This is a genomic window from Nocardiopsis sp. M1B1 (genome assembly GCF_052466615.1).
Map to the genome: position 1 here is coordinate 1,608,928 of NZ_CP196194.1, position 26,940 is coordinate 1,635,867.

The following is a 26,940-nucleotide window of genomic DNA, read 5'->3' on the forward strand; positions in this document are numbered from 1 at the left end:
TGTTTGGGAAGGGCTCTGATGCCTCCGAGTTCCCCTCAGCTCAGCCCAGGCCAGCGGGTCGCCTGGCACCGGCTCCGACGCGGCCTTTCTCAAGAGGTGCTGGCTGGTTTGGTCGGGAGAACGGCCGACTGGCTGGGCAAGGTCGAGAACGACCGGGCGCCCTTGGACCGTCTCTCGGTGATCAGCTCACTGGCCGAGGCCCTCGGCGTTCCCGTCATCGCCCTGATCGGAGACCACACGCGCCATGGGCACCATGAGGAAACGGACGTGCATGTCGCGCAGATCCGGTCAGTCTTGATGGACTACCGACAGATCAGCCCGGTTTTCCTGTTCGCCGACAACAACGGTGAGCAACCGGACCTGCACTTTCTTCGAAACGAGGCGGAAACGGTCATGGGCGCCTACCAAGCATCCGACTACAGCCGGGTGTTTCGCGGGCTCCCCGACCTCCTCGCTCGGGCGCAGACCGCGGTGCGTGTCTACGAGGGTGAGCAGAGGCGGCGGGCCGGAGCTCTGCTCGCCCTGGCTTGTCAGGCGTGCGCGATGATCCTCACCAAGGTCGGAGAATCAGATCTGGCCTGGATTGCGACGGAGCGAGGGATGAAGGCGGCCTTCGACTACGGCGATCTGCCCCTGCAGGGTTCCCTGATGCGTTCGGGGGTGCATTCCCTCCACTCACGCGGGCAATATGAGACGGCTGTCGCGCTGACAGGGGAAGCCGCTGCGTATCTGCGGCGGGAGCAGGGCAGTCGTCCCACCAACGTGCAGCTGTTGTCTGTCTACGGCACCCTGTTGTTGCCGGGAGCCGTGGCCGCGGCGCGCAACGGGGATCGTGCCAGCGCGATGGAGTACCTGAAGGAAGCCGAACGCGTCGCTTCCCGGCTCGGGCGGGACGCCAACCATCTGTGGACGGCGTTCGGGCCGACCAACGTGGTCCTGCACAGAGTGACCGTTGCGGCCAGCCTCGGAGATCCGCGTGCTGTCCTCGAACTGGGGGTTGGTGTCGATACCGCGGCCCTGCCACGGGAGAGGCGGGTACGTCACCTCTTCGACGTGGCTGGAGCGTTCGCGAACGTCAACGAGATCCCGTCAGCCGTGGAGCGTATGCTGGAGGCAGAGAGGTTGGCAGCCTCCCATGTCCACCGGCACGTGATGAGCCATCAGATCGTGGGGCGCATGATGCGGACCAAGGCGGGGAGGCGGGATCGGAGGCTGGCGGATCTGGCGCACCGGATGGGGATGTTCTGACTCGGAGGCCCGTTAGTGTCGGAGCATGGCCTCTGATCCCACAGAATCCTTCTCCCGCCCCCGGGTCGCCGCAGGTGCCCTGTTCTTCAATCACCTCGGTCAGGTGATGATGGTGGTTCCCTCCTACAAGAACTACCTGGACATCCCCGGCGGCTACATCGAGCACGGGGAGACACCGACCCAGGCCGCAGTGCGCGAGGTGAAGGAGGAACTGGGGATCGCTCCACCCATCGGGCGTCTCCTGGTCGTGGACTGGGCGCCCAACCCCTCCGAGGGAGACAAGCAGCTGTTCGTCTTCGACGGGGGAGTGCTAGGCCAGGAATGGCTGGACCAGATCACCCTCAATCCGGCCGAGCTGACCGGATACGAGTTCCACGACGTAGCCACGATCGAGGCTGCAACGATTCCCCGTCTCGCGCGCAGGATCGCCCATGGCGCACGCGCACGCCAAGAGGGCACAACGGTCTACCTGGAGAACGGGGAGACCATCTCGTAGGCGTTCACTCGCTGGTCAGGTGAAGGGTGCTGACGAAGGCGTTCCACTCGTCCGAGGTGAAGGCGAGCTGGCCGCGCGAGCGGTTCTGGGTGTCGCGCACGTCCGCGCCGGCGCTGTGCTCGCGGACCTCGACGCACTCGTTGGTCCCGCCGCTGTAACTGCTCTTGTGCCAGTCACTCATCGTCGATCGCCTTCATCTCGTCATGGATGGCTTGCAGCGTCTCCTGCGGGTCCCGAGAGGCCCCTTGCAGAGCAGTGAACACCATACGGCTTCGGCTGATATCGGCCGATCCCGAGATGATGCGGCCCTCCTCCGCGGATTCCATGTACACCACCTCGGGTTCGTCCGCGGTGGTGATGATGCGCCTGGGCCCTGATGTTCCCGCATGTCGTGGAGCCCGGACCGGAAGCATCTGGACGGTGACGCGTTCCCGCTCGATCTGCTGGGCCACGTACGCCAGTTGGTCGCGTTGCACCTGGGGAGACCCGTAGCGGCGCCAGAGCACGCTCTGGTCGATGATCAACCAGATCACCGGGGAGGCGGCTTCGGCCATGCGCTTGGCACGGTCGTTCCTCTCCTTGGCCAGGGAGAGAACCTGCTCCTGGGAAAGCCACGGTGCCCCATAGCGAATGAGTGCGTAGGAGTAGTCCTGGGTCTGGAGATAACCTGGAAACACCAGGGGCTGGTACTCGAACAGGGCGTCGGCGGCGTGGGTGCGTTTGGTGACCTCGTGCAGCCACACCTGCCGTCCGGATCCCGTCAGCTCCTCCCAGAACCTCTCCAACCTCCCATCGCTCTCCAGGATCTCGTCCAGGAGCTTGCGCAGCCACGGCCGTGCCGTCGCCCGGCCGTTCTCGATGTCGGACACGTGTGAGTCGCTGATCGTCGTGCCGCGCTGGCTGACCCGCCGCGCCAGCGCTTTCTGGGTAAGTTCGGTTTCCCCGCGCAGCCTGCGCAATTCGTGCCCGAAGGCCTTGAGGGCGCGTTCGTCTGTGTGCATGAGGCCATGTGACCACAGAGCGACGCATCCCATGGGGCATTCCACAGAATTCCAGAGGCCCATGGAAGATTCGGGAACTCTCCGTCCGACCTTCCCGATGTGAACGTCCTGACCACATCCTTTTGCTGCGGGCTCACGCATAGTGACCACGACCACGGCGAAAGGACCCGGTGGAAATCCATGACCCCAGCTCAGACTTCTTCCTCGCTCGACCTGCCCAGGCGCATCCGCCACACCGACCCCGACACCAGCGGCCTGGTCTGCGGGCCCTGCCCCCACCACGTGCGGGCCGCACGCCGGTGGGCGATGCAGGCCACCAGGACCACACCCAGCGCGGCCCACCCGCTGCTGGTGTCCCTGGCTGAGCTGCACGCCAACGCCCTCAAGCACACCGCGTCCGGGCTTCCGGGAGGCCGGGTGAGGATCGAGATCCAGCGGCGCCCGCGCCTGTTCCTGCTCCGTGTCACCGACGACGGCCCCAAACCGGGTGCGCAGGCCACCGTGCCCACCATGTCCACCGCATCCGGTGTGGAGAAGAGCGAACTCGTGCTGGCCGAAGGTGGATATGGCCTGGCGCTGGTGAACGCCCTGGCCCTGCACTGGGACTTCTCCACAAGCGCGGGAGGGCCGTTGATGGTTCGTGCCGCTTTCGACCGTTTCGGTCGGACCCGCCTGCCGCTGTGACCCGAACGCGGTGATGTTTCCCGGTGGCAGGTGTTGAAGAACCTCGCTTGTCCAAGCGAACATCGACCAGCCCAGCGGAAGCGGCACCATTTTCTGCAGGAAAAGGCCTTTTTGTGCCCTTTGTGTGGTGTGGGTGGGAAGCGCAGTTTCGGGTGGCGTACGACCCCAGAGCCAAAGACACCCGCCCGCTCCGCACAGGAACGACAGAAGACGTGGAGGCGCCCCGGCCCGGTGTTAACGGCACCAGGCCAGGGCTGAATCCCCACCTGAAGCAACCAGGAGGAGATCGTGGAGAAGCCTAGCGGTCGGCACCGCAAACCCGTCCGAGGATGGGCCCAGCAGGTGCGGTGGCTGTTCGGCGCGGTACTGGCCGCGCTGCTGTGCAGTGCGGTGGACGCGCGTCAGGAACGGCGCCCGCTGCCCTCACCCCACCGGCGCGCGCTGGAACAGGACAGGCCCTCGCCCCGAACCAGGCCTGTAACAACACCAGCGAAGTGGGCAAGGCCGGGAGGTGCCTCCTTCGGTGCCCCGCAGACCAGGCCCGTCCCCGGGCCGGTGCGAGTACCGCGTCCTCGCCGCCCCCACCCTTCCGAGCAGGGCTGGTGTGTCGATGACGACGGGGTGCGGGGCGTGCGCCCCTACCTGTTCCACCACCCAGACGAAGTATCCGACCGCAGGCAGCGGGTTCCCGGCGCGGGCGGGCCGGGGGAGTTCGATGAGCTGGCCGCTGCGGTGAGGACCTGGCTGGACATCCGCCGCTGAGCAACCCGCTTTCACCTCGGGGCGGCGCCACGCACGTGGCGCCGCCCCGAAGGCGTTGGTGGGGGGTGGGTGTGTCCACTGAACCCGTTCTGAACCTGTTCTGAACCCGAAGTGAACCCGCCTTCGGGGGCTGAACCCGGGAAAAAGTTCTTCCCTCGGGTGTCGCATTCGCGCTTGCACGGTCTTCATCAGGGAGTTCAAAGCACCAGACCGCGACGGCCCCGGGAGGGCATGCGTGAGCGACTACACCAAGACACTGATCCACCTGGCGCCCCGAATCACCAGCCGCGACCGCCAGATCCTGGCCGGACTCTGGGAACACCGGGTGATGACCACCCACCACCTGCACCGCATCTACTTCCCCGACGCCGGACCACGCCGCGCCCGCTCACGCCTGCTCACCCTGTACCGCTACGGGGTCCTCAACCGCTTCCGCCGCCACGCCCACGACCGCAACGCCCCCGACCACTGGGTCCTGACCCCCACCGGCGCCGTCCTGCTCGCCCTGCACCAGGGCAAGGAACCCGACGCGCTGAAGTTCCGCGCCGACCGCGTCTTGGCTTTGGCCCACTCACCCCAGCTGGACCACATGCTGGGCCTGGCCCAGACCCGGGTCGACTTTCTGGACAGCGCCCGCCAGTGCGGCGCCGAGGTGGAGCGGTGGCTCGGTGAACGCGAGTGCGAACGCCGCTACGGCTACGACGTGCGCCCCGACGCCCAGGTGAGGTGGAACCAGGAGGGGGTGCGTCTGACGGCGTTCGTGGAGTACGACACCGGCTCCGAGTCCTTGACCCAGCTCAAGAACAAGATGCGCGGCTACAAACGCCTGACCCGCTACCGCACCCCCGCCGCGGTGGTGCTGTTCGCCCTCCACTCCACCGAGCGCGAGAAGAACGCGGCACAGAAGCTGGCCGGGGACTGCACCGACCGCGTCGGGGTGTACCTGACCACCCACCAGCAACTGGTGGCTCCGGGAGCGGGCGCACGGATCTGGCGTTCGGCCACCCACCCCCGCATCGTCGCCCTGCACGAGATCGCCCGCACCTACCCCACGGTCGAGGAGAACGAGTGGTGAGCCCCCAAAAGCGCGGTGAACCTGCGGGCCGATGGGTGGGCCTGTGACAGGGCCAATGCCTACTCCACCCGCTCGTCCGTGTGGGGGTCCGGCCTTGGGTGGACCACCCCTGAGAACAGTCACAGTGCAGGTCGGCCGGGCTTGGGGGTGGTCCACCGGCCGCCCCGGCTGTCTACCCAAGGAGGTAGTCCTCTTCACGTGGGGCGGGCGGCGCCCCGTGGTGTGCGGGGGCGCGAACGCCCCCGCACACCCTCAACGCCAAGCCACCGCCCACCACAGCGGCCCCGTCTCCTCTGCTCTTCCTCTGCTGGAAGCTCTTGTCCCTTTGTTGCTTCTGGTCTTGCCTGTACTGCTCGGTGGTGGCGCAGCGGCGCGGTCAAGATCGCCCAGCAGGCCCAGGAGGACGGCGGCGTGCCTGCTCTTCTCACACGACCCTCGTGCGATGGCGCGGACGAGCTTCGCGACCGGTCGAGCGAGTGGAGGCGGCGCTGCGCAGGCGCGACCTCGCGGACACAGTTTCGGAGCCGATGTCGCATCCGCGGTGGCGGGTGTCTTCTTCGGGGTTCATCAGGGCGAGAACACCCACAGTGCGGGGTCAGGTCAGATGCCGTGCGGTGGGGTCCTGGGCGGATCGTGACCGATCACGGAAGGGCGGACATGGGGGACATGCGACGACAGGCACCGTTGGGAAACCGGGGGCCGTTGGTGGGTGACGTGGCGGCCCGAACCCGGGGCTCGCGCCCCACGGGCGGTGGTGGTGCGTCGGGCGCGGACGGGCCGTCTGGCGGCCGCACACGGCCCGGTGTTGTCAGGGGCGACGCTGGGGGCGGGCCTGGTGGGTGGCAGGCCTACGCGGCCTGTCGGGGCCAGGACCCGGACCTGTGGTTCCCCGGCCAGGGAGGGTCGGTACGCGCGGCCAAACGGATGTGCCGCATGTGTCCGGTGCAGATCAACTGCCTGGCCGAGGCGATGAAGCGCGGCGAACTCTACGGGGTGTGGGGCGGCGCCTCCGAGGACGAGCGCCGCCAGTTCCGCTCCGCTCTACGTAACGAACGCGGGGGAGGTGAGTATGGTCCCGACCGGGCGGCCTGACAACGGCGGTGAGGGGAAGGTGCCGGAGCGGTTGCTGACGATCCCCGAGGCGGCGCGGGTGCTCGCGGTACCTGAGTCGTGGCTTCGCGAACGGGTCCGGTTGCGGCGGGTACCGCACCGCAGGCTCGGCAAGCACGTGCGCTTCAGCGCCATTGACCTGGAACAGATCGTGGAGCGGGCCGCCCAACAGGCGGCTCCCGGACGGCGGCTCGCCCACGCCCACGGGTGGCCGCGTACCCGGTAGGCGAGAAGCCCAAGTGAACCGGTGGGGCGGGTGTTCGACCCGCCTCACCGGCATACCCGGGACCCGTAGCGGCTCTAGGAGATCAGGCGCAGACGCTGCTCATCGCCGGGATCGGTCCAGGGAGCGCTCCCGGCGGGTGGTCCGTCGATGGCCTCGATCATGGTGTCGTCGATGTCGGTGACCAGGTGCCCGTACCGGTCCATGGTCGTGGTGATCGAGGTGTGGCCCAGGCGGCGCTGGATCTTGAACACGTGCACGTCCTTGTCGATCAGCCACGCCACATGGGTGTGGCGCAGGTCGTGGATGCGCGGCTTCTTGCCCAGCCCACGCCGCTGGGCCTCCTTGACCCCGGGCGCCCACCTGCGCCCGTAGAAGGAGGAGTGCCGCCACCAGGACCCCCGGTCGGTGGTGAACACGAACTCCTCCGGGCCCTTGCCCTCCAGCCGAGGCCGCAGGAGGTCGATGGTACCCGGGGAGAGCGGGATGCGCCTGCGAGAGCTGCGGGTCTTGGGTGCGCCGAGCCGGAAGGTGTTGTCAAGGCAGCGTTTCCACGCCCGCCGCACGTCCAGGTGTCCCCGGGTGAGTGGTTGCCCGTCAGGGCCGATGGCGGGGGTCAGGGTGATGTCGCGGACCTGGAGGGCGACCAGTTCGCTGTAGCGCATCCCGGTGCGCACGAACACCTCCACCATGTCGCGTACGTCCTCGGCCATGGAGTCCCGCAGCAGTGCGAACTCCTCCCTCGTCAGGAAGCACATGTCGGCTTCGCCCTCGCCGTCGTCGATGCGGGGCAGGCGGGTACGCGATGCGGGGTTGGACGGGCGTAGCGGCGGATCCTCGCGCACGGCGGCCTCGCAGACGGTGAACAGCAGCCCGTGCAGGTTGTGGATGGACTTGGGGGAGAGGGGTTTGCGCAGCCACCCCGGTTCCTTCTTCCGGCCCCGGCTGGGTGTGTTGGTCCTGTACGGGGCGGCGGGGTCGGGGACGCCGGTGCGCAGGTGGTTGATCCAGGCGCGTACGTCCTTGGGTTTGAGCTGGGCGGGATCGCGCAGGTTCGCCCGCCCGAAGCGGGGGATCAGGTGGATCGCCAGGTCGCGGTGGTAGTCGGCGCGGGTGCGCTCCTCGATACCGGTCATGGAGTTGACGAGGTCGCGGGCGTAGTCGGCGAACAGCACCGGCTCGGCCTCGGGTTCGTCGTCCTCCTCGTCGCTCCTGACCCACCCGTGGCCGGGGACCCATCCCGGGGCCCAGCCCTGGCGGCGGATCCAGTTCTCGGGCCACTGGTGGCCGGCGGCCTCGACGTGGAGTTTGAAGGTGTGGGCGTCGGCGTGGGTGTCGAACGGTTCGGACTGGGGCGCGCCGGTGCGGGTGCCGCCGAGCCGCCATTTCACCCAGTACCGGGTACGCCCGTCGGCCAGCGTGCGCTGGTTGATGGTTGCCATGCGTGGACCATCGCTTGGTTGCGGGCCGAAGCGAAGGGAATCGGCGAAGGTTCTTGAAGAACTTTCGCGCGGAGCAACAGGATGGCATTTCCATGCGTCTTTGAAAGAAAAAGTATATTATGTCGATTTTGAGTAGTTGCTGTATTTACGCCCATGGGTCGGGCTCCTGTAGATCTTGCGTGTTCTCGCCGAGCACCTGCTGCGCGAGTGTGTCGAGCATCTGGGTCAGGCAGCGGTACACCCCGGTGTTGTTGGTGTCGACGTACTGCATCCACGGCACCCGGGACATGGTGTTGACCACCACCGACGTGAGCACCTGAGCCAGGACCGAGAGAAGCTGATCGGGCACCGGATCCTTCGTCAGGCACAGCCACGCGAGTGCAGCACCCAGTCGTGTCTCGGCGGACTGGTCCGAGGACGACCACAGTTCACGGGTCCAGGTGATGACGTTCCAGCTTGTGTGGTGCTCGTGAGCCAGTTGTGCGATGGCCAGGACCAGGCTGACCCGCACCTCGGGCACTTTCTCGACCTTCAGTCGGCTGTGCAAGGCGGCCAGGGTCCGTTCGACCTCGCCGGTGACCGCCGCGAGGGCGTAGCAGGCAGAGCAACGTACAGCGGTATCAGGATCGTCGAGGAGTTCAAGGACGATCCGTACTTCTGCGGTGAGAGCTTCCCGGGAGGCCTGAATCGACCAGTGCATCGGGTAACCGGAGGAGTCGAACAACCAGTATCCCGGTGGATAGGCGGTCTGGAGTAATCCGGTTCTTGACCCGTCGCCGTGGTGGTTGCGCCGACCGGATTCGGCTGCCAGCTGTAGTACTTCCGCGCGGTGGTGCGAAGAGGGATCAGCGGCGATGCGGAGCAGGAACGGTACGGCCAGGGCTGCGGGAGCGTAGGTGTCGCCCTGGTGGCGCACACCGTGGTGTAGGGAGGAGAGCGCCTGCGCGGCGGCACGGGGATTACCGGAGCGGATCTGCGTCAGCAGCTCGGCGACGTCGTCGGCCCGGCCGCTGGCATGGTGGAAGAGTCCCCAGGGGACTTTTGCGTACTCCGCGCGCGACGCCAGTTCGCGGTGCACCCGCGTCACCAACACGCGGACGTCACGCTCGGTTCCAGCTCCGAACTCGCGGTCCAGGTCGGCGAGGCTATTGCTGTGCCTAGGGCCACAGGGCGCTTCGTCGTCCATGTTCTCTTCCCGTCCTGGTTCCCTTCCGGCACAGTAGCGCTCTGCGCTATCGCCGGTCCTCTGGGCTGCGTGGAACCCGGCTGCGTTGGCGAGCCTGGGGTAGGCCCGGCCCTTACGAGCGGGCGCAGTGGTTTCTGTGCGCCTGGATGGGCCCTATCCGGGAATGAGTGACGGGATGGGTGGTGCACACTCGCGGAGCGAACCTTTACCCCCGTGCACCCGCTGGTGCACCCCCGGACGCGCGAAAGCCCCTGACCACTGCGCTTTTGCGCTGGTCAGGGGCCTTCGCCTCTGGGGTGAGTGACGGGACTTGAACCCGCGACTTCTTGGACCACAACCAAGTGCTCTACCGGCTGAGCTACACCCACCACGTGCGCCGGGCCTCTCGGCCCCGCGTACGTATGAAAGCTTAGCGGACTCCGGGGAGTGCTTCGATCAGTTTTCCGCCGCGTCGTCTCGGAGAGTCGCCTCGCGCGCCTCCGCGCCGGTGCCACCGGCCACCACGTCGGCGGCGATGGCGCGGGCGGTGGCCGAGTTCGGGCCGGGCTCGGGCACGAAGGCCGCGGCGCGGTAGTAGCGCAGCTCGTGGATGCTCTCGGTGATGTCGGCGAGCGCCCGGTGCCCGCCGTTCTTCTCGGGGCTCGCGTAGTACACGCGCGGGTACCAGCGGCGCAGCAGTTCCTTGATCGAGGACACGTCGACCATCCGGTAGTGCAGGAACTCGTCGATGCGCTTCATGTCGCGGGCCAGGAAGGTGCGGTCCGTGGCGATCGAGTTGCCGCACAGCGGAGCCTTGCGCGGCTCGGTCACGTACTGGCGGATGTGCTCCAGGACGAGGTCCTCGGCCTCCTGGAGGCTCACGCCCTTGTCCAGCTCCTCCAGCAGGCCGGAGGTCGTGTGCATGTCGCGGACGAAGTCCCCCATGCGGTCCAGCGCGGCCTGCGGCGGTCTGATCACGACATCCACGCCCTCGTCGAGGATGTTGAGCTCGCCGTCGGTGATCAGGCAGGCCACCTCGATCAGCGCGTCGCGCTCGAAGTCCAGGCCCGTCATCTCGCAGTCAATCCACACCAAACTGTCATTCATACCGGTCAGCTTAGGGGTTGCGGGGAGTTCCGGGGGATGACGAAGGGGGCGGCCGGACCGTGTCCGACCGCCCCCTTGAGCCCGGGTCAGTCCCAGATCCAGGGGTCCGAGATGCCGGGCGGCTCACCGACGCCGAAGATGGCGTACATCCAGTCCCACACGCCCCAGAACTGGAGGTAGCCCAGGACCAGGAGGACGAGCAGGATGAGCAGGAAGGTGAAGCAGCCGCAGCCGCAGCTCCTGCACCCTCCCCGCTTCTTCTTGGGCTTCTGCGGGCGGTGCTGCTGGTAGGGCCGTCCCGGCCCGGGGGGCTGCCCCGGACCCGGCTGGCCCCACTGCGGGCCTCCGGGGTGTCCGCCCATCGGCGGCTGCCCGCCCGGGGTGTTGGCCATGGGGCCGGGGGCCGGCGGGTACCCGGGCGGGGGGCCCGGCCGGTTGGCCCGCTGGTTGGGCGGCGGACCGCCGGGGGGCATGCCCTGCGGGGGACGCCCCGGGGTGTTCGGGCCGCCCATCTGCTGCGGGGGCGGGTAACCGGGCGGACCGAAACCACCCTGCTGGGGCGGCGGGGGCTGGCGGTAACCGGCCTGGGGCCCCGACTGCGGGTGCTGCGGTCCCGACTGGCGCTGGGGCGAGAACATGCCCTGCTGGGGTCCGGACGTGCCCGCGGGCGGAACGGAGTGCCCCTGCTGGGGGCCCGAGTGCGGCTGCGCGGGCGGGAAGCCCGGCGGCTGCTGGGCGCCGGGGAACGGCTGGGCGGAGGGCTGCTGGCCCGGGGCCTGCTGCTCGGAGGGGTTCTGACCGGGCTGGCCGGGCTGATCGGGCTGCCCGGTCGGGGGCCACGGGGCCCCCGGCTGCGCACCGACCGCCGAACCGGCGGCGGCAGCGGCGCCCGGGCCCTGTGCGCCCGGGGGCTGCTCCTCGGCGCGACGCCGGGCCTCCTCCTCGCGGCGCTTGGCCTCCTCCTGGAGTTCGGCCTCCCTGCGGACCCGCTCCTCCTCGCGGCGCTTGGTCGCCTCCTCCTCGGAGTGGCGGCGCTGCTCCTTGCGCTCCTCGGACAGGTCGGACCAGCCCTCCTTGAGGCTGCCCAGGAACTTGTTGAACTTGCCGCCCTTCTTGTCCCCCTCGTCCGCGCCTCCGGAGAAGGCGGGGTCGTTGGGGTCGAACACCGCGGTACCGGCGGTCCCGCCCCCGGAGGCCCCGCTCCCGGAGGCCGCGCCCCCGGAGAAGGCCGGGTCGCCCGGATCGAACACAGCGGTACCGGAGGTCCCGCCGCCCTGGAGCGCGGGGTCGCCCGGGTCGAACACCGCGGTGCGCGGAGCCTCACCCGGAGCCCCCGCCGACCCGGGAACACCAGGAGCACCGGGAGCGCCAGAGGTACCAGGAGTGCCGGAAGCGCCGGGACCAGCCGGGTCGAACACCGCGGTGCGCGGCGCCTCACCGCCCAGGTCGTCGTCGGTCAGGTTGGACGTGGGGATCTCGTCGTCGGTGAGGTCGGCGGTGGGCAGATCGTCCTCGTCGCGCCGGGGGAGGTCGGCCGGGTTGACCCGAACGGTCGCCCCGTCGCCCGCACCGTACCCGTCGCTCGCCCCGGGGCCGCCGCGGCCCGGCAGGTCGGCCGGGTTGACGCGCATCGTGGCGTTCGTGCCGCTCAGGTCGGCGGTGGGCTCCTCGTCATCGCCGCCGCCCCGCGCCCAGGAGGGGTTGATGCGCATGGTGCTGGGCTCGTCGTCGATGGGAGCGACGGGGGGCGGTGAGGCGGGGGAGGAGGAAGAGGCGGGAGAGGAGGGGGAACCCTGTGCCCACGACGGGTTGATCCGCATCGTGCTGGGCTCGTCGTCGATCGGGGGCTGGGGGGACGGCGGGGTGGTGTCCTGCTGGGGGGATCCCTGCGCCCAGGAGGGGTTGATGCGCATGGTGCTGGGCTCGTCGTCGATCGGTGCCGCCGACCGCTCCTGGGCGGGGCCCAGCCGCACCGTTCCGGGGTCCTCGTCGTCGGAGGCGGGGGTGCCCTGTCCGGCTCCGCCCTGCCCGGATCCGCCCAGGTGGGTGGTCGCGGCCTCCTCGTCACCCGGACCGCCACCGCCCTGGAGTTCGCTCAGGGAACGGGTATGCCGTGTCCACTCGCTGCCGTTCCACCATCTGAGCGTCTGCGCGTCGCCCTGCGGGTCCGCGTACCAACCCGGCTCGATAGATCCACCCATGGGCGACAGACTAAAGGGTTGCGGAACGGCGATGAACCAGTGGTGTCCGATTACCGGTGGTCAGAGCACCCGGACCATTTTTCTCCCGCCGCGGCGTACTCACCTCGTCGCGGAGGGCCGCGGACCAGCGGGAGCGCGCGGACCGCTCGGCGGTGGGACGAGGCCGGTGGCCAGCAGCCGCGCGGTGTCCAGTCTGCCGGGGCCCTTGGCGCAGGAGCCGGGGACCTGGTCGTGGCCGAAGTGCCCTCCCCTGGCCCACGCGCGCGCCACCCGCGCCGCGCGCGCGGCCTCGTCCGAATGCGGCGCCGTCGCGGCGTGCGCCGCCGTGCTGTGCGCCGCCGCGCCACCAGCCGCCGCGATGCCCGCCGCCACAGTGTCCGCCGCCGCGCTCCCCGTGCCCGGCGCCCGCGCTTCCCCGCTCCTCTTCCGCGGGCTCCCCGCGTCCACGGTCCCCGCCACCGGTCCCACGGGGTCCGCGCGCCAGACCCGCTCCACCCCCCAGGAGTCCAGCCACGCCAGGATCGGGGACAGCCCGTGCAGCGGGCCGTCGGTGAAGGGGGCCTCCCCGGAGGAGACCACCGCCACCACCAGACACACCCGCCCCTCATGGCCGTGGTCGTGGTACAGCTCGTACTGGCGCGTGCCGCCCAGGGGCAGGCGTCCGCGGCAGGTCGCGGCCAGGGTCTGGACCACGTCGCCGGTCAGCGGGTTCCACACCAGGTGCGCCTCGCGCCCCTCGTTCACCAGCCGCTGCGCCTCCTCGCGCGCGGACCAGGCCCCGGGGTCGGACCCCGTCACCGTCCACACGGCGCGCGGAGCGCCGATCCCGGGGGCTGTCCGGGTGCTCGTCCCGCCGCCGAACCTCTCGGCGCCGGGCATCCACGCCTCCGTCATGGCCTTCCCCCGTCCGGTCGTCGTGTGCCGGGCCTCCGGTACCGCGGGAGCATCCCCGACTCCTCTCTGAGTACGCCACCGCAACGGAGAAGTCCAGAGCCCCTCACTCGAAGGACAGGGACTTGTCACCGCCCGTCGGAGTTCCATGGGAAGGGGCCGGAGCCGCGCGGGGGGAGGGTGGGGAGAGGGAGGCGTCCGGGCCCGCGGCCCGGACGCCGTTCCGACTACTCCGTGGCCTCCTCGGAGCCCTCGGAGATGCGCAGGGAGAACGCCTGGAGGAAGATCTCACCGATCTCGGTGGGGTCCTCGGTCATGTAGGCGGCGCCGCCGGTGGCGGCGGCGATCTCCTGGAGCGGCTCCAGGTTCTGCACGTCGGGCCCGAACGCGATGGTGATGATCGGGATCGGCCGCGACGGGCTCGCCAGGGACTCGATCTGGGACATCAGCTCGTCCAGCCCCAGACCGCCGGGGTTGTCGTTGTCGCCGTCGGTCAGCATGAGGATGACGTTGGTCCGGTCCGGCTGGTAGGTGCGCGACATCTCCTGATAGGCCGCCAGGTAGGTCTCGTACAGCGCCGTGTCCCCCTGCGGCAGCGGCTGGAGCGCGGCCAGCGCGCCCGCCAGGACGTCCCGGTGCGCGGTACCGTCGTCGGCGGCCGCCTGGAGTTCGCGGATCGGCGCGATCTCCTGGTAGTGCAGCTCGTTGTTGACGTTGGTGGAGAACTCCCACAGGCCCAGCTCCGAACTGGGCGTGAACATCTCCAAGCCCTGCGTGGCGGCGGCACCGGTCACCTGCATGCGGGTCATCCCGGTCCCGGGCACCTCGGCCAGCATCGAGCCGGAGATGTCCACGATCGCCAGGACGCGGGAGTCCATCTTGAGCTGGTTCCAGGTGCGGACCAGCCCGGTGATCGACTCCGCCGCGGGCGTGGGCAGTTCGGTGGGCGGCTCGGCGGCGAAGCCGACCTCCTCGGTGAGCACGGAGGCGTCGATCTGGCCCTCGGGGCCGCGGAAGCCCTCCGCGAGCAGCCGGGTCCGCGCGTCCTCCCCGCGCACCGCCTCGCGGAACTCCTCGGCGGCGCGGGTGACGGCGCTCTCCTCGCTGCGCACGACGTAGGGGTAGTCGAGGTAGTAGGTGCCGCCCTCCATGTAGCCGACCTGGGCGGGGGTGTCCCCGTGCGCGGCGTTGTAGCGCCACACGGCCTGTTCCGACATCACCATCATGGGCGGGGCCTCGGCGGCGCCGCCGCTGAGGGCGAGGAAGGCGGCCTCCTCGTCCGAGGACGCGCCCCGGTGCAGGGACTGCAGGGCCGCGGTCATCCGCGCGTTGAACGCGGCGGTGTCGGGGCTGGCCTCCTCCAGCGCGCCGTGCAGGAGGTAGAGGGTGCCCAGGCCCGTGGCGTTGCGGGCGGGGTCGACCACGCGGACGGTGCGCTCCGCCTCCTGGCCCGGGGCGGTGGTGGGCACGACCTCCGCCCAGCTGCTCGGGGAGTCCTCGTCGGCGAACTCGGTGAGTTCGGCGAGGACCAGCGGTGAACGGGCCACGGAGGTGCCCGTCTCGGTGATGACGGCGTCGCCCGCCTGGCTCTGGACCAGGCGCGGCCACAGGGAGGAGTCCGGGATCCACACGTCGGAATCGGTGTCGCCCATGGTGGCGCCCGCGCCGGTGATACCGAAGGCGACGTTGGCGGAGTCGACCTGGCGCACCTGCACCTGAACGCAGCTCCCGTCCACCTGGTGCTCCTCCGCGTTGAAGTCGGAGGCGACGTCGGTCAGGGCCGGGGCGAGTTCGGGACTGACCGCGACGTCCAGCGCGATGTCGGAGCCGCCGCAGCCATCGGACCGGCCGAACACGTAGACGCCCACCGCGGCGAGGCCGACCACGATCACCAGCGCGGCGGCCAGGGCCGCGAAGGCGCCGCCGCGGCCGCGGCGGCGCCTGGACCGGCCGGAGGTCTCTTCTGCGTATCTTCCGCGGTGACGTCCCACAGCTTTCCTCACGGGTGGTGTACGGACGGGGGGTGCAGGGGGGTGTTACTGGTGGGAAACGGTACTCAACAGTCCAGACCGGGTTAATGCCGACCGTGCCGCTCCCACGTCGGCCCTGACGGGGGCCCGCGGGTGTGAACCCGGGCACAGCGCCGACCACCTCGGGGATTCCGTCCGTTCGTCCCGCGTTCTCCTTTCCGGGCGGGGCGGAACGAAATTCGATTCCGATACCCAATCGAGACCGCGCCGGTCGGAGACGGCTCCGGTCGTCAGCTGTCGCAGTCGGGCACGCAAAGACGCCGCGAGATGGAGCTGAGGAAGATGTCGCCGATCTCGTCGGGGTCGTCGGTGACGAACAGCGAACCGCTGGTGGCGGCCGCGATCCGCCGCAGCTCCTCCTCCGCGACCTGCTGCTCACCCGACCCGAAGGCGATGATGAACATGCTGACCGGCCGCTCGGGGTCGAAGCGGTCCTGGAGCGCCGCCACCAGGTCCGCGTGCGTGATGTCGCTGGACCCCTCGTCCTGCCCGGCTGTGAGCAGGATGACGCTGTTGATCTTGTCCTCGTCGTAGTCGTCCTGCACCCGGTCGTAGGCGGCCAGGATGTTGTCGTACAGGCGCGAACCGCCGCCGCGGACCGCGATCTCCTCGGCCACCCCGATGAGCTCCCTGCGGCGGGTGGCGGTGTCGCCCTGTTCCGTCTCGCCCAGGGGGTGCATGTCCGCGGCCTCGACGCGCCCGCTCGCGTTCTCGTCCGACATCAGCCACAGGCCCATGTCGGTCTCGTCGGGGAACAGCGACAGGCCCATGAGCGCCGCCTGCTGGGCGACCTCCATCCGGCTCGGTCCCCCGTCGAGGTCCTGCGCCATGTTCGCGGAGGTGTCGGCGAGCACCAGGGTGCGGCTGGGCATCGACAGCCGGTTCCAGTCGGTGACCGAGGCCAGCAGGGCGTCCCCGGTCAGGTCGTCGTGGGTGGGCGGCTCGTCGGCGGTCACACCGAACCCGTCGGGGTCCGCGCCGGCCGCGCCGGACAGGGTTCCGTCGGGGTCGCGGAAGCCGAGATCCCGGAGCTGGGCGCGGTAGGAGTCCCGGCGCAGCACCTCGTGCAGGTCGGCGGCGGCCGACCGCAGCGAGGCCGTGTCGGTGGTGGTGACGTAGGGGTAGTCGAGGCTGACGGTGCCCTCGGCGGGGTAGTGGGCCTCCAGCAGCGGCGCGGACCCGGCGCGGTCGGCGTTGTAGGACACCACCGCCTGTTCGGGGACGGCGATCAGCGGGTCGACGCGCCCTCCGCCGCCTTCGCCGCTCCCGCCGCCGTCGTGGCCGGAGGTGTAGAAGGTGGCGAGGTCGATCTCGCCGAACGCGCTGTCGAGCTGCACGTCGCGCACGAAGTCGGTCATGGCGGTGTCGGCCTCGTCACCGGTGCCCAGGTGACGGCGGACCGCGTGCATGACGGCCATACCGTCGGCGCCGCGGTTGGGGTCGACCATCACCAGGGGGCGTTCGCGGTCGTCGGGCAGGACCAGGGGCCATTCGGCCCCGTCGGGTCCGGGCACGCCCTCGCTGCCCCGCGGCGCGGCCAGGACCACCGGTGAGCTGGCCAGCGAGGGCGGGTCGGTGTCGATGCGGTGCGTGCCGCTCCCGGAGACGCGGGTCAGCTCGACCCAGGCCGAGGACTCGGGCACCCACACGTGCGGGGCGATGGTGGAGTCGCCCGCGCGGCCCCCGGACAGGGCGCTCATGATGCGGTGCGGCGCGATCTCGTCCACCTGCGCGTACACGCACTCGCCGTCGTAGCTGGGGCGCTCGTCGTTGAACTCGCCCGCGGCCTCGCGGAGCACGGGCGCGATGCCCTGGGTCGCCGACACGCGCAGGTAGCGGGTGTCGCCGCAGCCGAGCATGTCGAGTCCGACCGGGACCGCGACCGCGGCCGCCGCGATCAGGGCGACGGCGATCGCGGTGATCCCCAACGGCGACGCGACCGCCCTGCGGGTGTTCGCGGCGGTCGGTGAGGCCTGACGGTGGCGTCCACTGGGCACGGGCACTCCGGGGGGTCAATGCGGGGTCGAAGCGGGGCCGACGCCGGGGCGGGGCGGTGCCCCCGCGGTGCCACGGCACCGGCCCCGCGGAAGGAGGTGCGAACCCCCGCGCGCCCGACGGCGTCACACGGTATGGAGGACGAACAACCACACCGTGAGGCGCGAACGACACGTTTCCAGGACCTTACTCGTTGGTAATGCAGGAGAGGAAGCCCTTCCCGACCAGACCGGGGTGATCGCTTTGTTACCGTGCCCGTCAAGGGTCACTCGGCGCTCCCCGCTAGGCTTAGGCCCCGCGTCCACACCCAGCCCACACTCCCCAGTGGACGTCCCGTGACACCGACCCCCGAGGGTTTTTGGCATGTCCCCATCGCATCGTGAACACCGGAGCCGAGGCACTCTCGGCACCGCCATGCTCGCCGGAGCGTGCTGCCTCGGCGCGGTCGCCTACGGGGCGATCGTCGGTCCGTCGATGCTGCCGCCGGACCAGCGTGACGTGCGGGCCACCACCGCGATGACCCCGGACCTGGCCCCCGACGCGGCCGAGCCCGAGGAGGTCGTGGAGGAGGGGCCCAGCGGTCGGCTCCAGGTCCAGGTGAGCGACCGCGGACGCGCCTGGGTGCAGACGCTGATGTGCACCGGGAACCTGGAGGAGGACCCCGCCGCCTGCGCCGAGCTGGCCCGGGTCGCGGAGGAGTTCCACGCCGACACCGGCGAGCCGGTCACCGTCGAGGAGGAGTCGGTCGCCGCCGAGGGCGGCGGTGACGAGGCCGGGGGCGGGGCCGCGGAAGGCGACGCGGACGACACGGGTGACGAGGCCGACGCGGGCGACGCGGAGCCGACGGAGGCCGTCAACACGGGCAGCGCGCTGCTGTTCACCGAGGTCCGCGAGGGGACCGTGTGCACCGACAAGGTGTACGGGCCCCAGGAGGCCACCATCGTGGGCACCTGGGAGGGCCAGGAGGTCGAGACCACGCTCACCCGCAAAGGCTCCTGCGAGGAGGCGCGCTGGCAGCGCCTGCGCGCCCTCACCGAGCAGATCAGCTGACGGACGGCGCGGCCGGGTCTCGGGCGCGGTGAGGCTTGCCGCGCGGTCGGACCCGTGGCGCGGCCCGATCCGTGGCGTGCCAGGGCCCGTGGCGCGGCCGGGCAGATGTCCGCGATCGACCCGCGGCGCGGCAGGGCCCGCGTCGGCCGGACGCCCGTCCACAGGCCGCGATCGGGGCTTCCGGGCGCGGTGGCGCGGACGTAGGCTCGATGACGGGGGCGCCACGCGCCGCCGATAGCAGGGGGGTGGTCCCCCCGTTTTCCAGTGTGCCGCGCCGCCGACCGCGCCACCAGCCCCGCGCCGCCCCTGTGGACGGCCTGGGGACCGGGCTCCGCCAACCCTGTGCACGGCTTTCGGGTCGGGCTCCGCCAACCCCGTGGGCGGCCCCGGGACCGAAACCCTCGCGGACCGGAGATAATCGTCCCCCATGGACGTCATCAAGGTCAGTGACCCCGCGGACCCGCGCCTGGCCGACTACACCCGCCTGCGCGACGTGAACCTGCGCCGCCACCTGGAGGCCGAGCACGGGCTGTTCATGGCCGAGGGCGACAAGGTCATCCGCCGGGCCGCCGCGGCCGGGTTCGAGCCCCGCAGCTTCCTGCTCACCGAACGCCGGGCCGAGGCGCTCGACGACGTGGTCGCCGCCTCCTCCGCGCCGCTGTACGTGGTCGAGGAGGACACCGCCGAGAAACTCGTCGGCTTCGACCTGCACCGCGGCGCGCTGGCCGCCTTCCACCGCCGCGCCCTGCCCCCGCTCGACGACGTCCTGGCCGGGGCGCGCACCATCGTGGTCCTGGAGGACCTGGTGGACCACACCAACGTGGGCGCCATCTTCCGCAGCGCCGCCGGTCTGGGCGTGGACGCGATCGTGCTCGCGCCCCGCTGCGCCGACCCCCTGTACCGGCGCGCGGTCAAGGTGTCCATGGGCGCGGTCTTCACCCTGCCCCACACCCGCATGGACGACTGGTACGGCGGTCTGGACACCCTGCGCGCGGCCGGGTTCCACCTCATGGCGCTCACACCGGGGGAGGGCTCCCTGCCCCTGCGCGACGCCATGGCCGCCCTCGCGCCCGGCGACCGGGTCGGCCTCCTGCTCGGCACCGAGGGCGACGGGCTCTCCTCCCGCTGGCTGGAGCGGGCCACCGCCCGGGTGCACATCCCCATGGCCGACCGCGACGTCGACTCCCTCAACGTCACCGCCGCGGCCGCCATCGCCTGCTACGAGCTCACCCGCTCCAGCGGCTGACGCGGCCGTCCCGCTAGGGTGGCGCCTGAGATGGACCGAGGGGAAGGGCGGTGCGACATGGGCGGCCGAACGCTGGTGCAGTGGGAGCAGAACAGGGACAACGCCCCGGACTCCCTGACCGTGGACCTCTACGCGGGGGGAGCGGCGCCCGGCAGCGGACTGGACGAGGTCACCTTCTACCAGGTGCCTTACGCCCCCTCCACCCAGGGCGTCGACGCGCGGCTCGACATGATCGCGCGGATGCCGTCGCTGGAGGTCGTCCAGCTCCTGTCCGCCGGGTACGAGCAGGTGCTCCCGCTGCTGCCGGACCACGTGACCCTGTGCAACGGGCGCGGCCTCCACGACGCCAGCACCGCCGAGCACGCCCTCGCGCTCATCCTGGCCGCCCAGCGGGACCTGCCCCGGTGGGCGCTCGCGCAGAGGGAGCACCACTGGGGCTCCGCCCAGCTGCGCTCCCTGGCCGACTCGCGCGTGGTGATCGTCGGCTACGGCAGCATCGGCCAGGCCGTCGAGAGCCGCCTGCTGCCCTTCGAGGCCGAGGTCGTGCGCGTGGCCAGCCGCGCCCGTCCGGACGAGGGCGTGCACGGCGTGGACGAGCTGCACGCCCTGCTGCCCGGGGCCGACATCGTCGTCCTGGTCACCCCGCTCACCGAGGCCACCCGCGGCCTGTTCGGCGCCCGCGAGTTCGCCCTGCTGCGCGACGACGCCCTCGTGGTCAACGTGGGCCGCGGCCCGGTCCTGGACACCGGCGCCCTGCTGGAGCAGAAGGGCCGGGTGCGGGCCGCCCTCGACGTCACCGACCCCGAGCCGCCGCCCGCGGACCACCCGCTGTGGAGCGCCCCCGGCGTGTTCCTCACCCCGCACGTCGCGGGCGGTTCGGCCGCGTTCTACCCGCGCGCCCGCGCCTTCATGGACGCCCAGCTCGCCCGCTGGGCCGCCGGTGAGCCGCTGGCCAACGTGGTCCGCCCCGGAACTCAGCGAGACCGGTAGACGTCGGCCCGGTGCTCGATCGCGGTGACGATCACCGCCCGCTCCTCCTCGTTGATCTCATAGAGCACGCGATAGGCCCCGCGCCTGGCCGACCACGTGCCCTCATAGGGAGGTAGGAGAAGCCGTTTGCCCAGCTGGTGCGGGTTCTCCAGCAACGTCGAGGTGACGAACTCGTACACCGCCGCCGCCACTTTCTCCGGAAGACGCCCGGCGAGCATCCGGGCATCCGGACCGGTGACGACCAGACGGTAGCCCCTGTCGTTCACGTCTGACCCTTTCGCCGTGCCATCAGGGCGGCGAGTTCGTCGGCCTCCAGTACGTCGCCCGCTTCCAGGGCGGATCGGGACTCTCCCAGCTGGCGAAGGAGCTCGGGGCTGGACAGGACGTCGAGGGTCTCCTCAAGTGCCTCCAGGTCACTGGGAGAGACGAGGACCGCAACCGCTTCCCCGTGTCTGGTGATGGTGACTCTCTCGTGGGTGCGTTCCACGTCGTCGATGAGTTCGGACAGACGGTTGCGGGCTTCGGTCAAAGGCGTGGTCGTCATGACGCCCATAGTAGCCAAGGACTGGCGCGAAGTCTGTACAGAAGCGCGAATCCGCGGAACTGTCGCAGGCGGGCGGCACACTGGGGAGGATGCGGATCGCGGTGGTCGCCGACGGCGAGGGCGGCGGCTGGCTCCAGGAACTGGACGAGGCCCCCGGCCCGATCCGCCGCGTCGGCGACCTGGCCGCCGCCGTGCGCGAGGCCGAGCACGCCCGCCCCCAGCCGCCCCGCTGGGTGTGGTCGGCCGGTGAGGACGTCTACCCCGACCTCGTCCGCGCCGGGGTGCGGGTCTCGCGCTGCCACGACGCCGCGCTCACCGAGGCCCTGCTCCTGGGCTATTACGCCCGCCACGGCGAGGCCTCCTCGCTGGGCGCCGCCTGGGCGCGCCTGCACCGGCTGCCCGTCCCCGACGACCCCGTGCGCCCCCTCGGCGAGGGCGGCGCCGCCCACGCCCAGCCCGCGCTCTTCGAGGCCGACCGCTCCACCCTGCCCCCGGGCACCGACCGCCTCGCCGCCCTGGTCGAGGTGCACGCCGACCAGCTGCGGCGCCTCGCGGAACTCCCCGAACCCGCCCCCGGCCGCATGCGCCTGCTCGCCGCCGTGGAGTCGGCCGGGGGCCTGGCCGCCGCGGAGATGAGTCACGACGGCCTGCCCTGGCGGCCCGACGTCCACGACGAGATCCTCACCGGCCTCCTCGGTCACCGGCCGCCCTCAGGGCAGCGCCCGCCCGTCCTCGCCGACCTCGCCGCCCGCATCGGCGAGGCCGTGGGCCGCGAGGTCAACCCCGACTCCCCGGCGCAGGTCCTGCGGGCCATGGCGTGGATCGGCCACCCCGTCGACTCCACCCGCTCCTGGGTCCTGGAGAGGATCGACCACCCCGTCGTCCCGCTCCTGCTGCGCTACAAGGAGCTCTCCCGCCTGCACTCCGCCAACGGCTGGACGTGGCTGGACACCTGGGTGCGCAGGCGCCCCGGCCCGGACGGGACCACCCTCGGCCGCTTCCACCCCGACTACGTGGTCGGCGGTGTGGTGTCGGGCCGCTGGGCCACCCGGGGCGGCGGCGCCCTCCAGATCCCCCGGTCGCTGCGCGGGGCGGTCCGCGCCGACCCGGGCTGGGTCCTCGTCCGCGCCGACGCCGGACAGCTCGAACCCCGCGTGCTCGCCGCGGTCTCCGGCGACGACGCCCTGGCAGCCGCGGCCGCGGAGGAGGACCTGTACGCGCGCTTGGCCGTGCACGTGGGCGGCGACCGCGACCGCGCCAAGATCGGCATGCTCTCGGCCATGTACGGCCAGACCTCCGGCGACGCCGCGCCCCTGCTGGCCACCATGCGCCGCCTCTACCCGCGCGCCCTGGAGTACGTGGACTCCGCCGCGCGCACCGGAGAGGCCGGCGGCGTCGTCCGCTCCTGGCTGGGGCGCACCTCGCCCGCCCCCGCGGGGTGGGACGCCGCCGTCTCCGGACCCGGCGGCGAGCGCCGCCGCCGCGCCCAGGGCCGGTTCACCCGCAACTTCGTCGTCCAGGCCACCGCCGCCGAGTGGGCCCTGGTCCTGCTCGCCTCGCTGCGCCAGCGCCTGCCGGACATGCCCGAGGGGGCGGGGATCGTCTTCTTCGTCCACGACGAGGTCGTGCTGCACGTGCCGGCCGACCTGGCCGAGGAGGCGGTGCGCGCGGTGGCCGAGGCCGAGGCCACGACCCGCGCCACCCTCTTCGCGGACACCCCGGTGCGCTTCCCGCTGACCCCCGTGGTGACGAGGAACATCGGGTGAGCACCGGGTGGCGGTCCGGTATCGGACGGCGTGGGCTTCTTGCAAACTCGTTCCTGTACGCCCATTCTTGGATCCGGAAAGTGTAAAACCGGCAACGGGCCGTACGCCGCAGGGGTTCCCCCACACCCCGGTCGGCTCACTCGCAGAAAGGTGAGATCCCCCCGTGCGGAGCCGCTTGAGAACGTGTGCGGGAACCACGGCCGCCTTCGCCGTCGCCTTCACCGCCTTCGGGACCACCCCGGCCTGGGCGGAGCCGGTGGTCGAGGACCGTCCCCCCATCAGCGAACAGCTCTCCTCCGAGGCCTCCGGCGCCAGCGACCCCCGGCAGGAGACGTCCGAGCAGTCCCCCGAGGTCTCCGACTCCCGGTTGCGGCGCGACGCCTACGTGGCCCCCTTCCGCGAGGCCCGCAGCACCGAGTACTTCGCGGTCGCCCCCCGCGCCCTGCCTCGCGAGGCCGTCGAGGCGGTCCGCGGTATCGAGGGCGTCGAGAGCGTCCTGGCAGTGGACGCCGCCCGTGTCGAGATCGAGGGCGAACCCACCTCGGTGCTCGGCGTCAGCCCCTCCAGCTTCCGCAACCACGCCCCCGAGCCCTCGGCCGGGTCCGACGAGATCTGGCAGGGCGTCGCCGAGGGCCACGTCGCCCTGTCCAAGGACGTCGGCACCGAGCGCGGACTGGAGGTCGGCCGCGAGGTCACCGTCGCGGGCGGGCGCGGAGAGGTCCCGCTGGAGGTGTGGACGCACGCCACCTCCGGCATCGCCGGGATCGACGCGCTGGTCTCCCGCGAGCGCGCCGCGGAGCTGGGCATGCCCAGGGGCAACGCCCTGGTGGTCTCGGCGCCCGAGGCCGACCTGGCCGAGCTGCACGAGGCCCTGACCGAGGCCCTCGGCGAGGACGTCTCCCTCCAGCTCGTCGCCGACTCGCCCGAGCCGCTGGTCGAGGGCGAGGCCGTGGCCCCCTCGGTCATCGAGCAGGTCATCGACAACGCCGAGAGCCAGCTGGGCGTCCCGTACGTCTGGGGCGGTGAGACCCCGGAGGGCGGCTTCGACTGCTCGGGCCTGCTCCAGTGGGCCTTCGCCCAGGCGGGCGTGTCCATCCCGCGGGTCACCCACGACCAGTGGAACGCCGGACAGCGCGTGGAGTTCGACGACCTCCAGCGCGGCGACCTGCTGTTCTGGCGCACGGACCCCACCGCGCCCGACTACATCTCGCACGTGGCCATCTACCTGGGCGAGGGCATGATGCTGGAGGCGCCGCGCACCGGCCTGGACGTGCGCGTCACCCCGGTACGCACCGCCAACTACGCCGGAGCCGTGCGCGTCAACACCTGACGCCGCGCGGCCCGCAAGCGCACACGAAGCGGGCCGTGGCACCACCGCGCCGGTGGTGCCACGGCCCGCTCGTTCTCCTTGTCCGAAAAACCCAGCCGGGAGGGGAAGGCAGGCCTCGGTCAGGAGGGGGAACAGGGCCGTCACTGAGGGAGGGGGAGACAGCGCACGAGCCCTGATGCGGTGGTATTGAGTTCTGACGGAACGCGGTCGGGAGCTTTCCCGGAGTGCCGTCGCACAGGGTCTACATAAGCAGTGACCGGGCGATTTGGCAAGAGCCCGCATCAATGCAGGTAAGCGCTGTCAACCCCCCTGTGCAGTGCGTTCCGCGCAGCGCCGCGCCGCGTCGCGTGCCGTTTCGTCTTCCTCCGGTCCCGTGCGGTTCAGAGCCGGTTCAGCGGCCGACCGCGTACCCCTGCGAGGCACGCGCGTCGGCGGCGGCGCGCAGCTCGCCGGTCTCGGGGTCGCGGGCCACGGCGGCCAGGCGCCCCAGCGCCCACTCCTGGGCGACCTGCACCCGGTGGCCGCGTCGGCGCAGCTCCTCGACGGTCCCCGCCCCCACACCCGGTTCCACGACCAGGCCGCCCGGAACCGTCTCGCGGGGGTGGAAGGAGCTGGGGAAGGCGGTGGTGTGGAACATCGGGGTGTCCAGGACCTCCTGGAGGTTCTCCACCCCGTTGAGGATCCGCAGCAGGGCGGTGAACGTCCACTGGTCCTGCTGGTCGCCGCCCGGGGTGCCGATCGCCAGCACGGCCTGGCCGTCCTCCCTGGTCACCAGGGTGGGGGACAGGGTGGTGCGGGGGCGTTTGCGGGGCGCCAGGGCGTTGGGGGAGGCCGGGTCGAGCCAGAACATCTGCGCGCGGGTGCCCAGCGGGAAGCCGAGGGCGGGGATGACCGGCGAACTGCTGAGCCAGCCGCCGCTGGGCGTGGCCGAGACCATGTTGCCCCACGCGTCCACGACGTCCACGTGGCAGGTGTCCCCGCGCAGGTCGGCGGGGTTGGCGACGGCGTCCTGGCGTACCGTGGGCTCGCCCGTGGTGCGGTCGCCGGGGGTGTGGCCCGGCACGTACAGCGGCGGTTCGAAGGGTGTGCGGCCGCCGACGGAGCCGGGGCGCTGCTCCATGCTGGCGCGCGCACCGTCGACCAGTGCCGCGCGGCGCGCGGTGTAGTCGGCGCCCAGCAGCTCCTTGAGGGGTACGTCCGTGAAGTCGGGGTCGCCGTACCAGGCCTCGCGGTCGGCGAAGGCGAGCTTGGCCGCCTCGGTCACCCCGTGCACGAAGTCGGCGCTGACCCCGTTGAGCACGTCGCGGCCGGTGCCCAGGGCCTCGGCCAGGCGCAACTGCTGGAGCATGACGGGCCCCTGCCCCCACGGGCCGGTCTTGTGCACGGTGTGGGCGCCGTAGACCGCGCTGGCGGGCTCCTCGTAGGAGGCGCTCCAGTCGGCCATGTCCTGCGCGGTGAGCAGGGCCCGCTGGGGCTCGCCCGTGCCGCTGGGGACGGGCGAGGACAGGAAGTCCCCGACCGCCTCTGCGACGAAGCCCTGCGACCAGGACCGACGGGCCGCCTCGATCTGCGCCTCGCGGTCGCCTCCGGAGGCCTCGGCCTCGGCGACGATCCGCCGGTAGGCGGCGGCCAGGGCGGGGTTGCGCAGCCGGGAGCCGGGGCGGGGCGCGGCGCCGTGCGGGAGGTAGACGGCTGCCGAACCGGCCCAGTGGCGGGAGAAGACGGGGGTGAGCGCCTCGACGGCGGCGGCGATGCGGTCCAGGACGGGGTAGCCGCGCTCGGCCAGTCCGATGGCGTGGTCGAGGACGTCGCGGACGGTCATGGTGCCGTGGTCGCGCAGCAGCAGCATCCAGGCGTCGAAGGAGCCGGGGACAGTGGCGGCGAGCACGCCGCTGCCGGGGATGCGGTCCATGCCCGCGAAGGCGTCGACGGTCGCCGCGGCGGGGGAGACGCCCTGGCCGCACAGGACGCGGGGGGAGCCCCCGGCGGCCTGGAAGACGACGGGGACCTCCCCGCCGGGGCCGTTGAGGTGGGGCTCGACCACCTGGAGGGTGAACCCCGCGCCGACGGCGGCGTCGAAGGCGTTGCCGCCGCGTTCGAGCAGGGACATGCCCGTGGCGCTGGCCAGCCAGTGGGTGGAGGCGACCATGCCGAAGTCGCCGCGGAGCTGGGGGCGGGTGGTGAAACCGAGGGGCATCTGGGCGGGTCCTCCTCAGGGGGCGGTGGTGGCGGGGTCGCCACCGCGGTCCGGTCCGGGCCTGCCCCCGGTGGGGGACGCGGAGGCCGGGAGGGTGACCGTGGTCACCCGGGCTCGGGCCTGAGGTGACGTTACATCATGGGTTGTCCGTATGAATGGGTTGATGACTGGTGCGTGGGAGCGGTGCCCGGCGCCGTGGGAGGGGCGGGCCGCGCGGGACGCCGGTGGGACGGGGATCCGCCCCGAGGAGGGACCGTGCGCGAGCGGTCCACGGGGCCGTCGCCGGTTCTCCGGAGGAGGACGGGTGCCCGTGGACGGTCTCCGGTCGCGGTGCGGGGGAGCACCGTACGCGGGTGCTCGCACGGGGCGTCCGGCGGGAGAGGAGTC

At 71.5% G+C, this 26,940-nt stretch carries 23 protein-coding genes and 1 tRNA gene; 11 read left to right on the forward strand and 13 right to left on the reverse strand.

Annotated elements, in window-relative coordinates:
- Positions 1-18: 18 nt before the first annotated feature.
- Both ACSTA4_RS07030 and ACSTA4_RS07035 read left to right on the forward strand, forming a co-directional pair.
- Positions 19-1,248 carry a helix-turn-helix domain-containing protein gene (locus ACSTA4_RS07030; RefSeq protein ID WP_444962861.1) on the forward strand — a complete coding sequence of 410 codons (1,230 nt, stop codon included), beginning with the start codon at positions 19-21 and terminating at the stop codon, positions 1,246-1,248.
- Between the two features lie 25 nt (positions 1,249-1,273).
- The gene (locus ACSTA4_RS07035) at positions 1,274-1,744 is read left to right on the forward strand and encodes an NUDIX domain-containing protein (protein WP_444962862.1); all 471 of its coding nucleotides are present in this window, start codon (positions 1,274-1,276) and stop codon (positions 1,742-1,744) included.
- Between the two features lie 4 nt (positions 1,745-1,748).
- Here the strand turns inward: ACSTA4_RS07035 and ACSTA4_RS07040 are convergent, their stop codons facing one another.
- Positions 1,749-1,925, reverse strand: a complete 177-nt coding sequence (locus tag ACSTA4_RS07040; RefSeq protein ID WP_358168663.1) for a DUF397 domain-containing protein — start codon at positions 1,923-1,925, stop codon at positions 1,749-1,751.
- A complete protein-coding gene (locus tag ACSTA4_RS07045; protein ID WP_444962863.1) occupies positions 1,918-2,745 on the reverse strand; it encodes a helix-turn-helix domain-containing protein in 828 nt (275 codons plus the stop codon). Before ACSTA4_RS07045 ends, ACSTA4_RS07040 begins: the two co-directional genes overlap by 8 nt.
- 180 nt (positions 2,746-2,925) lie before the next feature.
- Between ACSTA4_RS07045 and ACSTA4_RS07050 the strand changes: the two genes are divergently transcribed.
- The 4 genes from ACSTA4_RS07050 (at position 2,926) to ACSTA4_RS07065 (ending at position 6,602) form a co-directional block, all read left to right on the forward strand.
- Positions 2,926-3,429, forward strand: a complete 504-nt coding sequence (locus tag ACSTA4_RS07050; protein ID WP_444962864.1) for an ATP-binding protein — start codon at positions 2,926-2,928, stop codon at positions 3,427-3,429.
- Positions 3,430-4,426: 997 nt separating this feature from the next.
- Complete coding sequence (locus ACSTA4_RS07055) at positions 4,427-5,266, forward strand: replication-relaxation family protein (protein WP_444962865.1); 840 nt, start codon at positions 4,427-4,429, stop codon at positions 5,264-5,266.
- Positions 5,267-5,932: 666 nt separating this feature from the next.
- Entirely contained in the window at positions 5,933-6,358 is a 426-nt protein-coding gene (locus tag ACSTA4_RS07060) for a WhiB family transcriptional regulator (RefSeq protein ID WP_444962866.1), read from the forward strand.
- A 31-nt stretch (positions 6,359-6,389) separates the two neighbouring features.
- Positions 6,390-6,602: a helix-turn-helix domain-containing protein gene (locus tag ACSTA4_RS07065; protein WP_444962867.1), complete on the forward strand. Its 213-nt coding sequence runs from the start codon at positions 6,390-6,392 to the stop codon at positions 6,600-6,602.
- A 74-nt stretch (positions 6,603-6,676) separates the two neighbouring features.
- On the opposite strand, the gene ACSTA4_RS07070 is transcribed toward ACSTA4_RS07065, so the two are convergent.
- The 8 genes from ACSTA4_RS07070 to ACSTA4_RS07105 form a co-directional block, all read right to left on the reverse strand.
- Positions 6,677-8,041: a tyrosine-type recombinase/integrase gene (locus ACSTA4_RS07070; RefSeq protein WP_444962868.1), complete on the reverse strand. Its 1,365-nt coding sequence runs from the start codon at positions 8,039-8,041 to the stop codon at positions 6,677-6,679.
- 145 nt (positions 8,042-8,186) lie between these two features.
- The gene (locus ACSTA4_RS07075; protein ID WP_444962869.1) at positions 8,187-9,227 is read right to left on the reverse strand and encodes a HEAT repeat domain-containing protein; all 1,041 of its coding nucleotides are present in this window, start codon (positions 9,225-9,227) and stop codon (positions 8,187-8,189) included.
- 292 nt (positions 9,228-9,519) lie between these two features.
- Positions 9,520-9,595: transfer RNA gene (locus tag ACSTA4_RS07080), tRNA-His, on the reverse strand.
- 67 nt (positions 9,596-9,662) lie between these two features.
- Entirely contained in the window at positions 9,663-10,313 is a 651-nt protein-coding gene (gene orn, locus ACSTA4_RS07085; protein ID WP_444962870.1) for an oligoribonuclease, read from the reverse strand.
- 86 nt (positions 10,314-10,399) lie between these two features.
- On the reverse strand, positions 10,400-12,514 hold the full coding sequence (locus ACSTA4_RS07090; RefSeq protein ID WP_444962871.1) for a DUF2510 domain-containing protein: 2,115 nt from the start codon (positions 12,512-12,514) through the stop codon (positions 10,400-10,402).
- A gap of 99 nt (positions 12,515-12,613) precedes the next feature.
- Positions 12,614-13,408 (reverse strand): hypothetical protein, encoded by a 795-nt coding sequence (locus tag ACSTA4_RS07095; RefSeq protein ID WP_444962872.1) that lies wholly within the window; start codon positions 13,406-13,408, stop codon positions 12,614-12,616.
- Positions 13,409-13,632: 224 nt separating this feature from the next.
- Positions 13,633-15,396, reverse strand: coding sequence for a substrate-binding domain-containing protein (locus ACSTA4_RS07100; protein ID WP_444962873.1), 1,764 nt, complete (start codon positions 15,394-15,396; stop codon positions 13,633-13,635).
- 269 nt (positions 15,397-15,665) lie between these two features.
- Positions 15,666-17,432, reverse strand: coding sequence for a substrate-binding domain-containing protein (locus ACSTA4_RS07105; RefSeq protein WP_444962874.1), 1,767 nt, complete (start codon positions 17,430-17,432; stop codon positions 15,666-15,668).
- Between the two features lie 412 nt (positions 17,433-17,844).
- Between ACSTA4_RS07105 and ACSTA4_RS07110 the strand changes: the two genes are divergently transcribed.
- The 3 genes from ACSTA4_RS07110 to ACSTA4_RS07120 all read left to right on the forward strand — a co-directional run bounded on the left by ACSTA4_RS07110 (position 17,845) and on the right by ACSTA4_RS07120 (position 20,716).
- On the forward strand, positions 17,845-18,480 hold the full coding sequence (locus ACSTA4_RS07110; protein WP_444962875.1) for a hypothetical protein: 636 nt from the start codon (positions 17,845-17,847) through the stop codon (positions 18,478-18,480).
- A gap of 427 nt (positions 18,481-18,907) precedes the next feature.
- Positions 18,908-19,726: a TrmH family RNA methyltransferase gene (locus ACSTA4_RS07115; RefSeq protein WP_444962876.1), complete on the forward strand. Its 819-nt coding sequence runs from the start codon at positions 18,908-18,910 to the stop codon at positions 19,724-19,726.
- Positions 19,727-19,783: 57 nt separating this feature from the next.
- Complete coding sequence (locus ACSTA4_RS07120; RefSeq protein WP_444962877.1) at positions 19,784-20,716, forward strand: 2-hydroxyacid dehydrogenase; 933 nt, start codon at positions 19,784-19,786, stop codon at positions 20,714-20,716.
- Here the strand turns inward: ACSTA4_RS07120 and ACSTA4_RS07125 are convergent.
- Together ACSTA4_RS07125 and ACSTA4_RS07130 are read right to left on the reverse strand one after the other, a co-directional pair.
- The gene (locus ACSTA4_RS07125; protein WP_444962878.1) at positions 20,701-20,982 is read right to left on the reverse strand and encodes a type II toxin-antitoxin system RelE family toxin; all 282 of its coding nucleotides are present in this window, start codon (positions 20,980-20,982) and stop codon (positions 20,701-20,703) included. The genes ACSTA4_RS07120 and ACSTA4_RS07125 overlap by 16 nt on opposite strands.
- Positions 20,979-21,260, reverse strand: coding sequence for a type II toxin-antitoxin system Phd/YefM family antitoxin (locus ACSTA4_RS07130; RefSeq protein WP_444962879.1), 282 nt, complete (start codon positions 21,258-21,260; stop codon positions 20,979-20,981). The genes ACSTA4_RS07125 and ACSTA4_RS07130 overlap by 4 nt, the downstream gene beginning before the upstream one ends.
- A gap of 89 nt (positions 21,261-21,349) precedes the next feature.
- Between ACSTA4_RS07130 and ACSTA4_RS07135 the strand changes: the two genes are divergently transcribed.
- Entirely contained in the window at positions 21,350-23,026 is a 1,677-nt protein-coding gene (locus ACSTA4_RS07135) for a bifunctional 3'-5' exonuclease/DNA polymerase (RefSeq protein WP_444962880.1), read from the forward strand.
- Between the two features lie 163 nt (positions 23,027-23,189).
- Complete coding sequence (locus tag ACSTA4_RS07140; protein WP_444962881.1) at positions 23,190-24,356, forward strand: NlpC/P60 family protein; 1,167 nt, start codon at positions 23,190-23,192, stop codon at positions 24,354-24,356.
- Positions 24,357-24,747: 391 nt separating this feature from the next.
- On the opposite strand, the gene ACSTA4_RS07145 is transcribed toward ACSTA4_RS07140, so the two are convergent.
- A complete protein-coding gene (locus ACSTA4_RS07145; protein WP_444962882.1) occupies positions 24,748-26,553 on the reverse strand; it encodes a gamma-glutamyltransferase family protein in 1,806 nt (601 codons plus the stop codon).
- Between the last annotated feature and the right edge of the window lie 387 nt (positions 26,554-26,940).

Excerpts from the sequence above, each read along its gene's own strand:
- ACSTA4_RS07060 (WP_444962866.1), top strand. The coding sequence starts at position 5,933 with ATGCGACGACAGGCACCGTTGGGAAACCGGGGGCCGTTGGTGGGTGAC.
- ACSTA4_RS07075 (WP_444962869.1), bottom strand. The coding sequence starts at position 9,227 with ATGGACGACGAAGCGCCCTGTGGCCCTAGGCACAGCAATAGCCTCGCC.
- ACSTA4_RS07145 (WP_444962882.1), bottom strand. The coding sequence starts at position 26,553 with ATGCCCCTCGGTTTCACCACCCGCCCCCAGCTCCGCGGCGACTTCGGC.
- ACSTA4_RS07110 (WP_444962875.1), top strand. The coding sequence starts at position 17,845 with ATGCTCGCCGGAGCGTGCTGCCTCGGCGCGGTCGCCTACGGGGCGATC.
- ACSTA4_RS07070 (WP_444962868.1), bottom strand. The coding sequence starts at position 8,041 with ATGGCAACCATCAACCAGCGCACGCTGGCCGACGGGCGTACCCGGTAC.
- ACSTA4_RS07130 (WP_444962879.1), bottom strand. The coding sequence starts at position 21,260 with ATGACGACCACGCCTTTGACCGAAGCCCGCAACCGTCTGTCCGAACTC.
- ACSTA4_RS07040 (WP_358168663.1), bottom strand. The coding sequence starts at position 1,925 with ATGAGTGACTGGCACAAGAGCAGTTACAGCGGCGGGACCAACGAGTGC.
- ACSTA4_RS07135 (WP_444962880.1), top strand. The coding sequence starts at position 21,350 with ATGCGGATCGCGGTGGTCGCCGACGGCGAGGGCGGCGGCTGGCTCCAG.
- ACSTA4_RS07090 (WP_444962871.1), bottom strand. The coding sequence starts at position 12,514 with ATGGGTGGATCTATCGAGCCGGGTTGGTACGCGGACCCGCAGGGCGAC.
- ACSTA4_RS07030 (WP_444962861.1), top strand. The coding sequence starts at position 19 with ATGCCTCCGAGTTCCCCTCAGCTCAGCCCAGGCCAGCGGGTCGCCTGG.
- orn (WP_444962870.1), bottom strand. The coding sequence starts at position 10,313 with ATGAATGACAGTTTGGTGTGGATTGACTGCGAGATGACGGGCCTGGAC.
- ACSTA4_RS07045 (WP_444962863.1), bottom strand. The coding sequence starts at position 2,745 with ATGCACACAGACGAACGCGCCCTCAAGGCCTTCGGGCACGAATTGCGC.
- ACSTA4_RS07115 (WP_444962876.1), top strand. The coding sequence starts at position 18,908 with ATGGACGTCATCAAGGTCAGTGACCCCGCGGACCCGCGCCTGGCCGAC.
- ACSTA4_RS07095 (WP_444962872.1), bottom strand. The coding sequence starts at position 13,408 with ATGACGGAGGCGTGGATGCCCGGCGCCGAGAGGTTCGGCGGCGGGACG.
- ACSTA4_RS07120 (WP_444962877.1), top strand. The coding sequence starts at position 19,784 with ATGGGCGGCCGAACGCTGGTGCAGTGGGAGCAGAACAGGGACAACGCC.
- ACSTA4_RS07050 (WP_444962864.1), top strand. The coding sequence starts at position 2,926 with ATGACCCCAGCTCAGACTTCTTCCTCGCTCGACCTGCCCAGGCGCATC.
- ACSTA4_RS07035 (WP_444962862.1), top strand. The coding sequence starts at position 1,274 with ATGGCCTCTGATCCCACAGAATCCTTCTCCCGCCCCCGGGTCGCCGCA.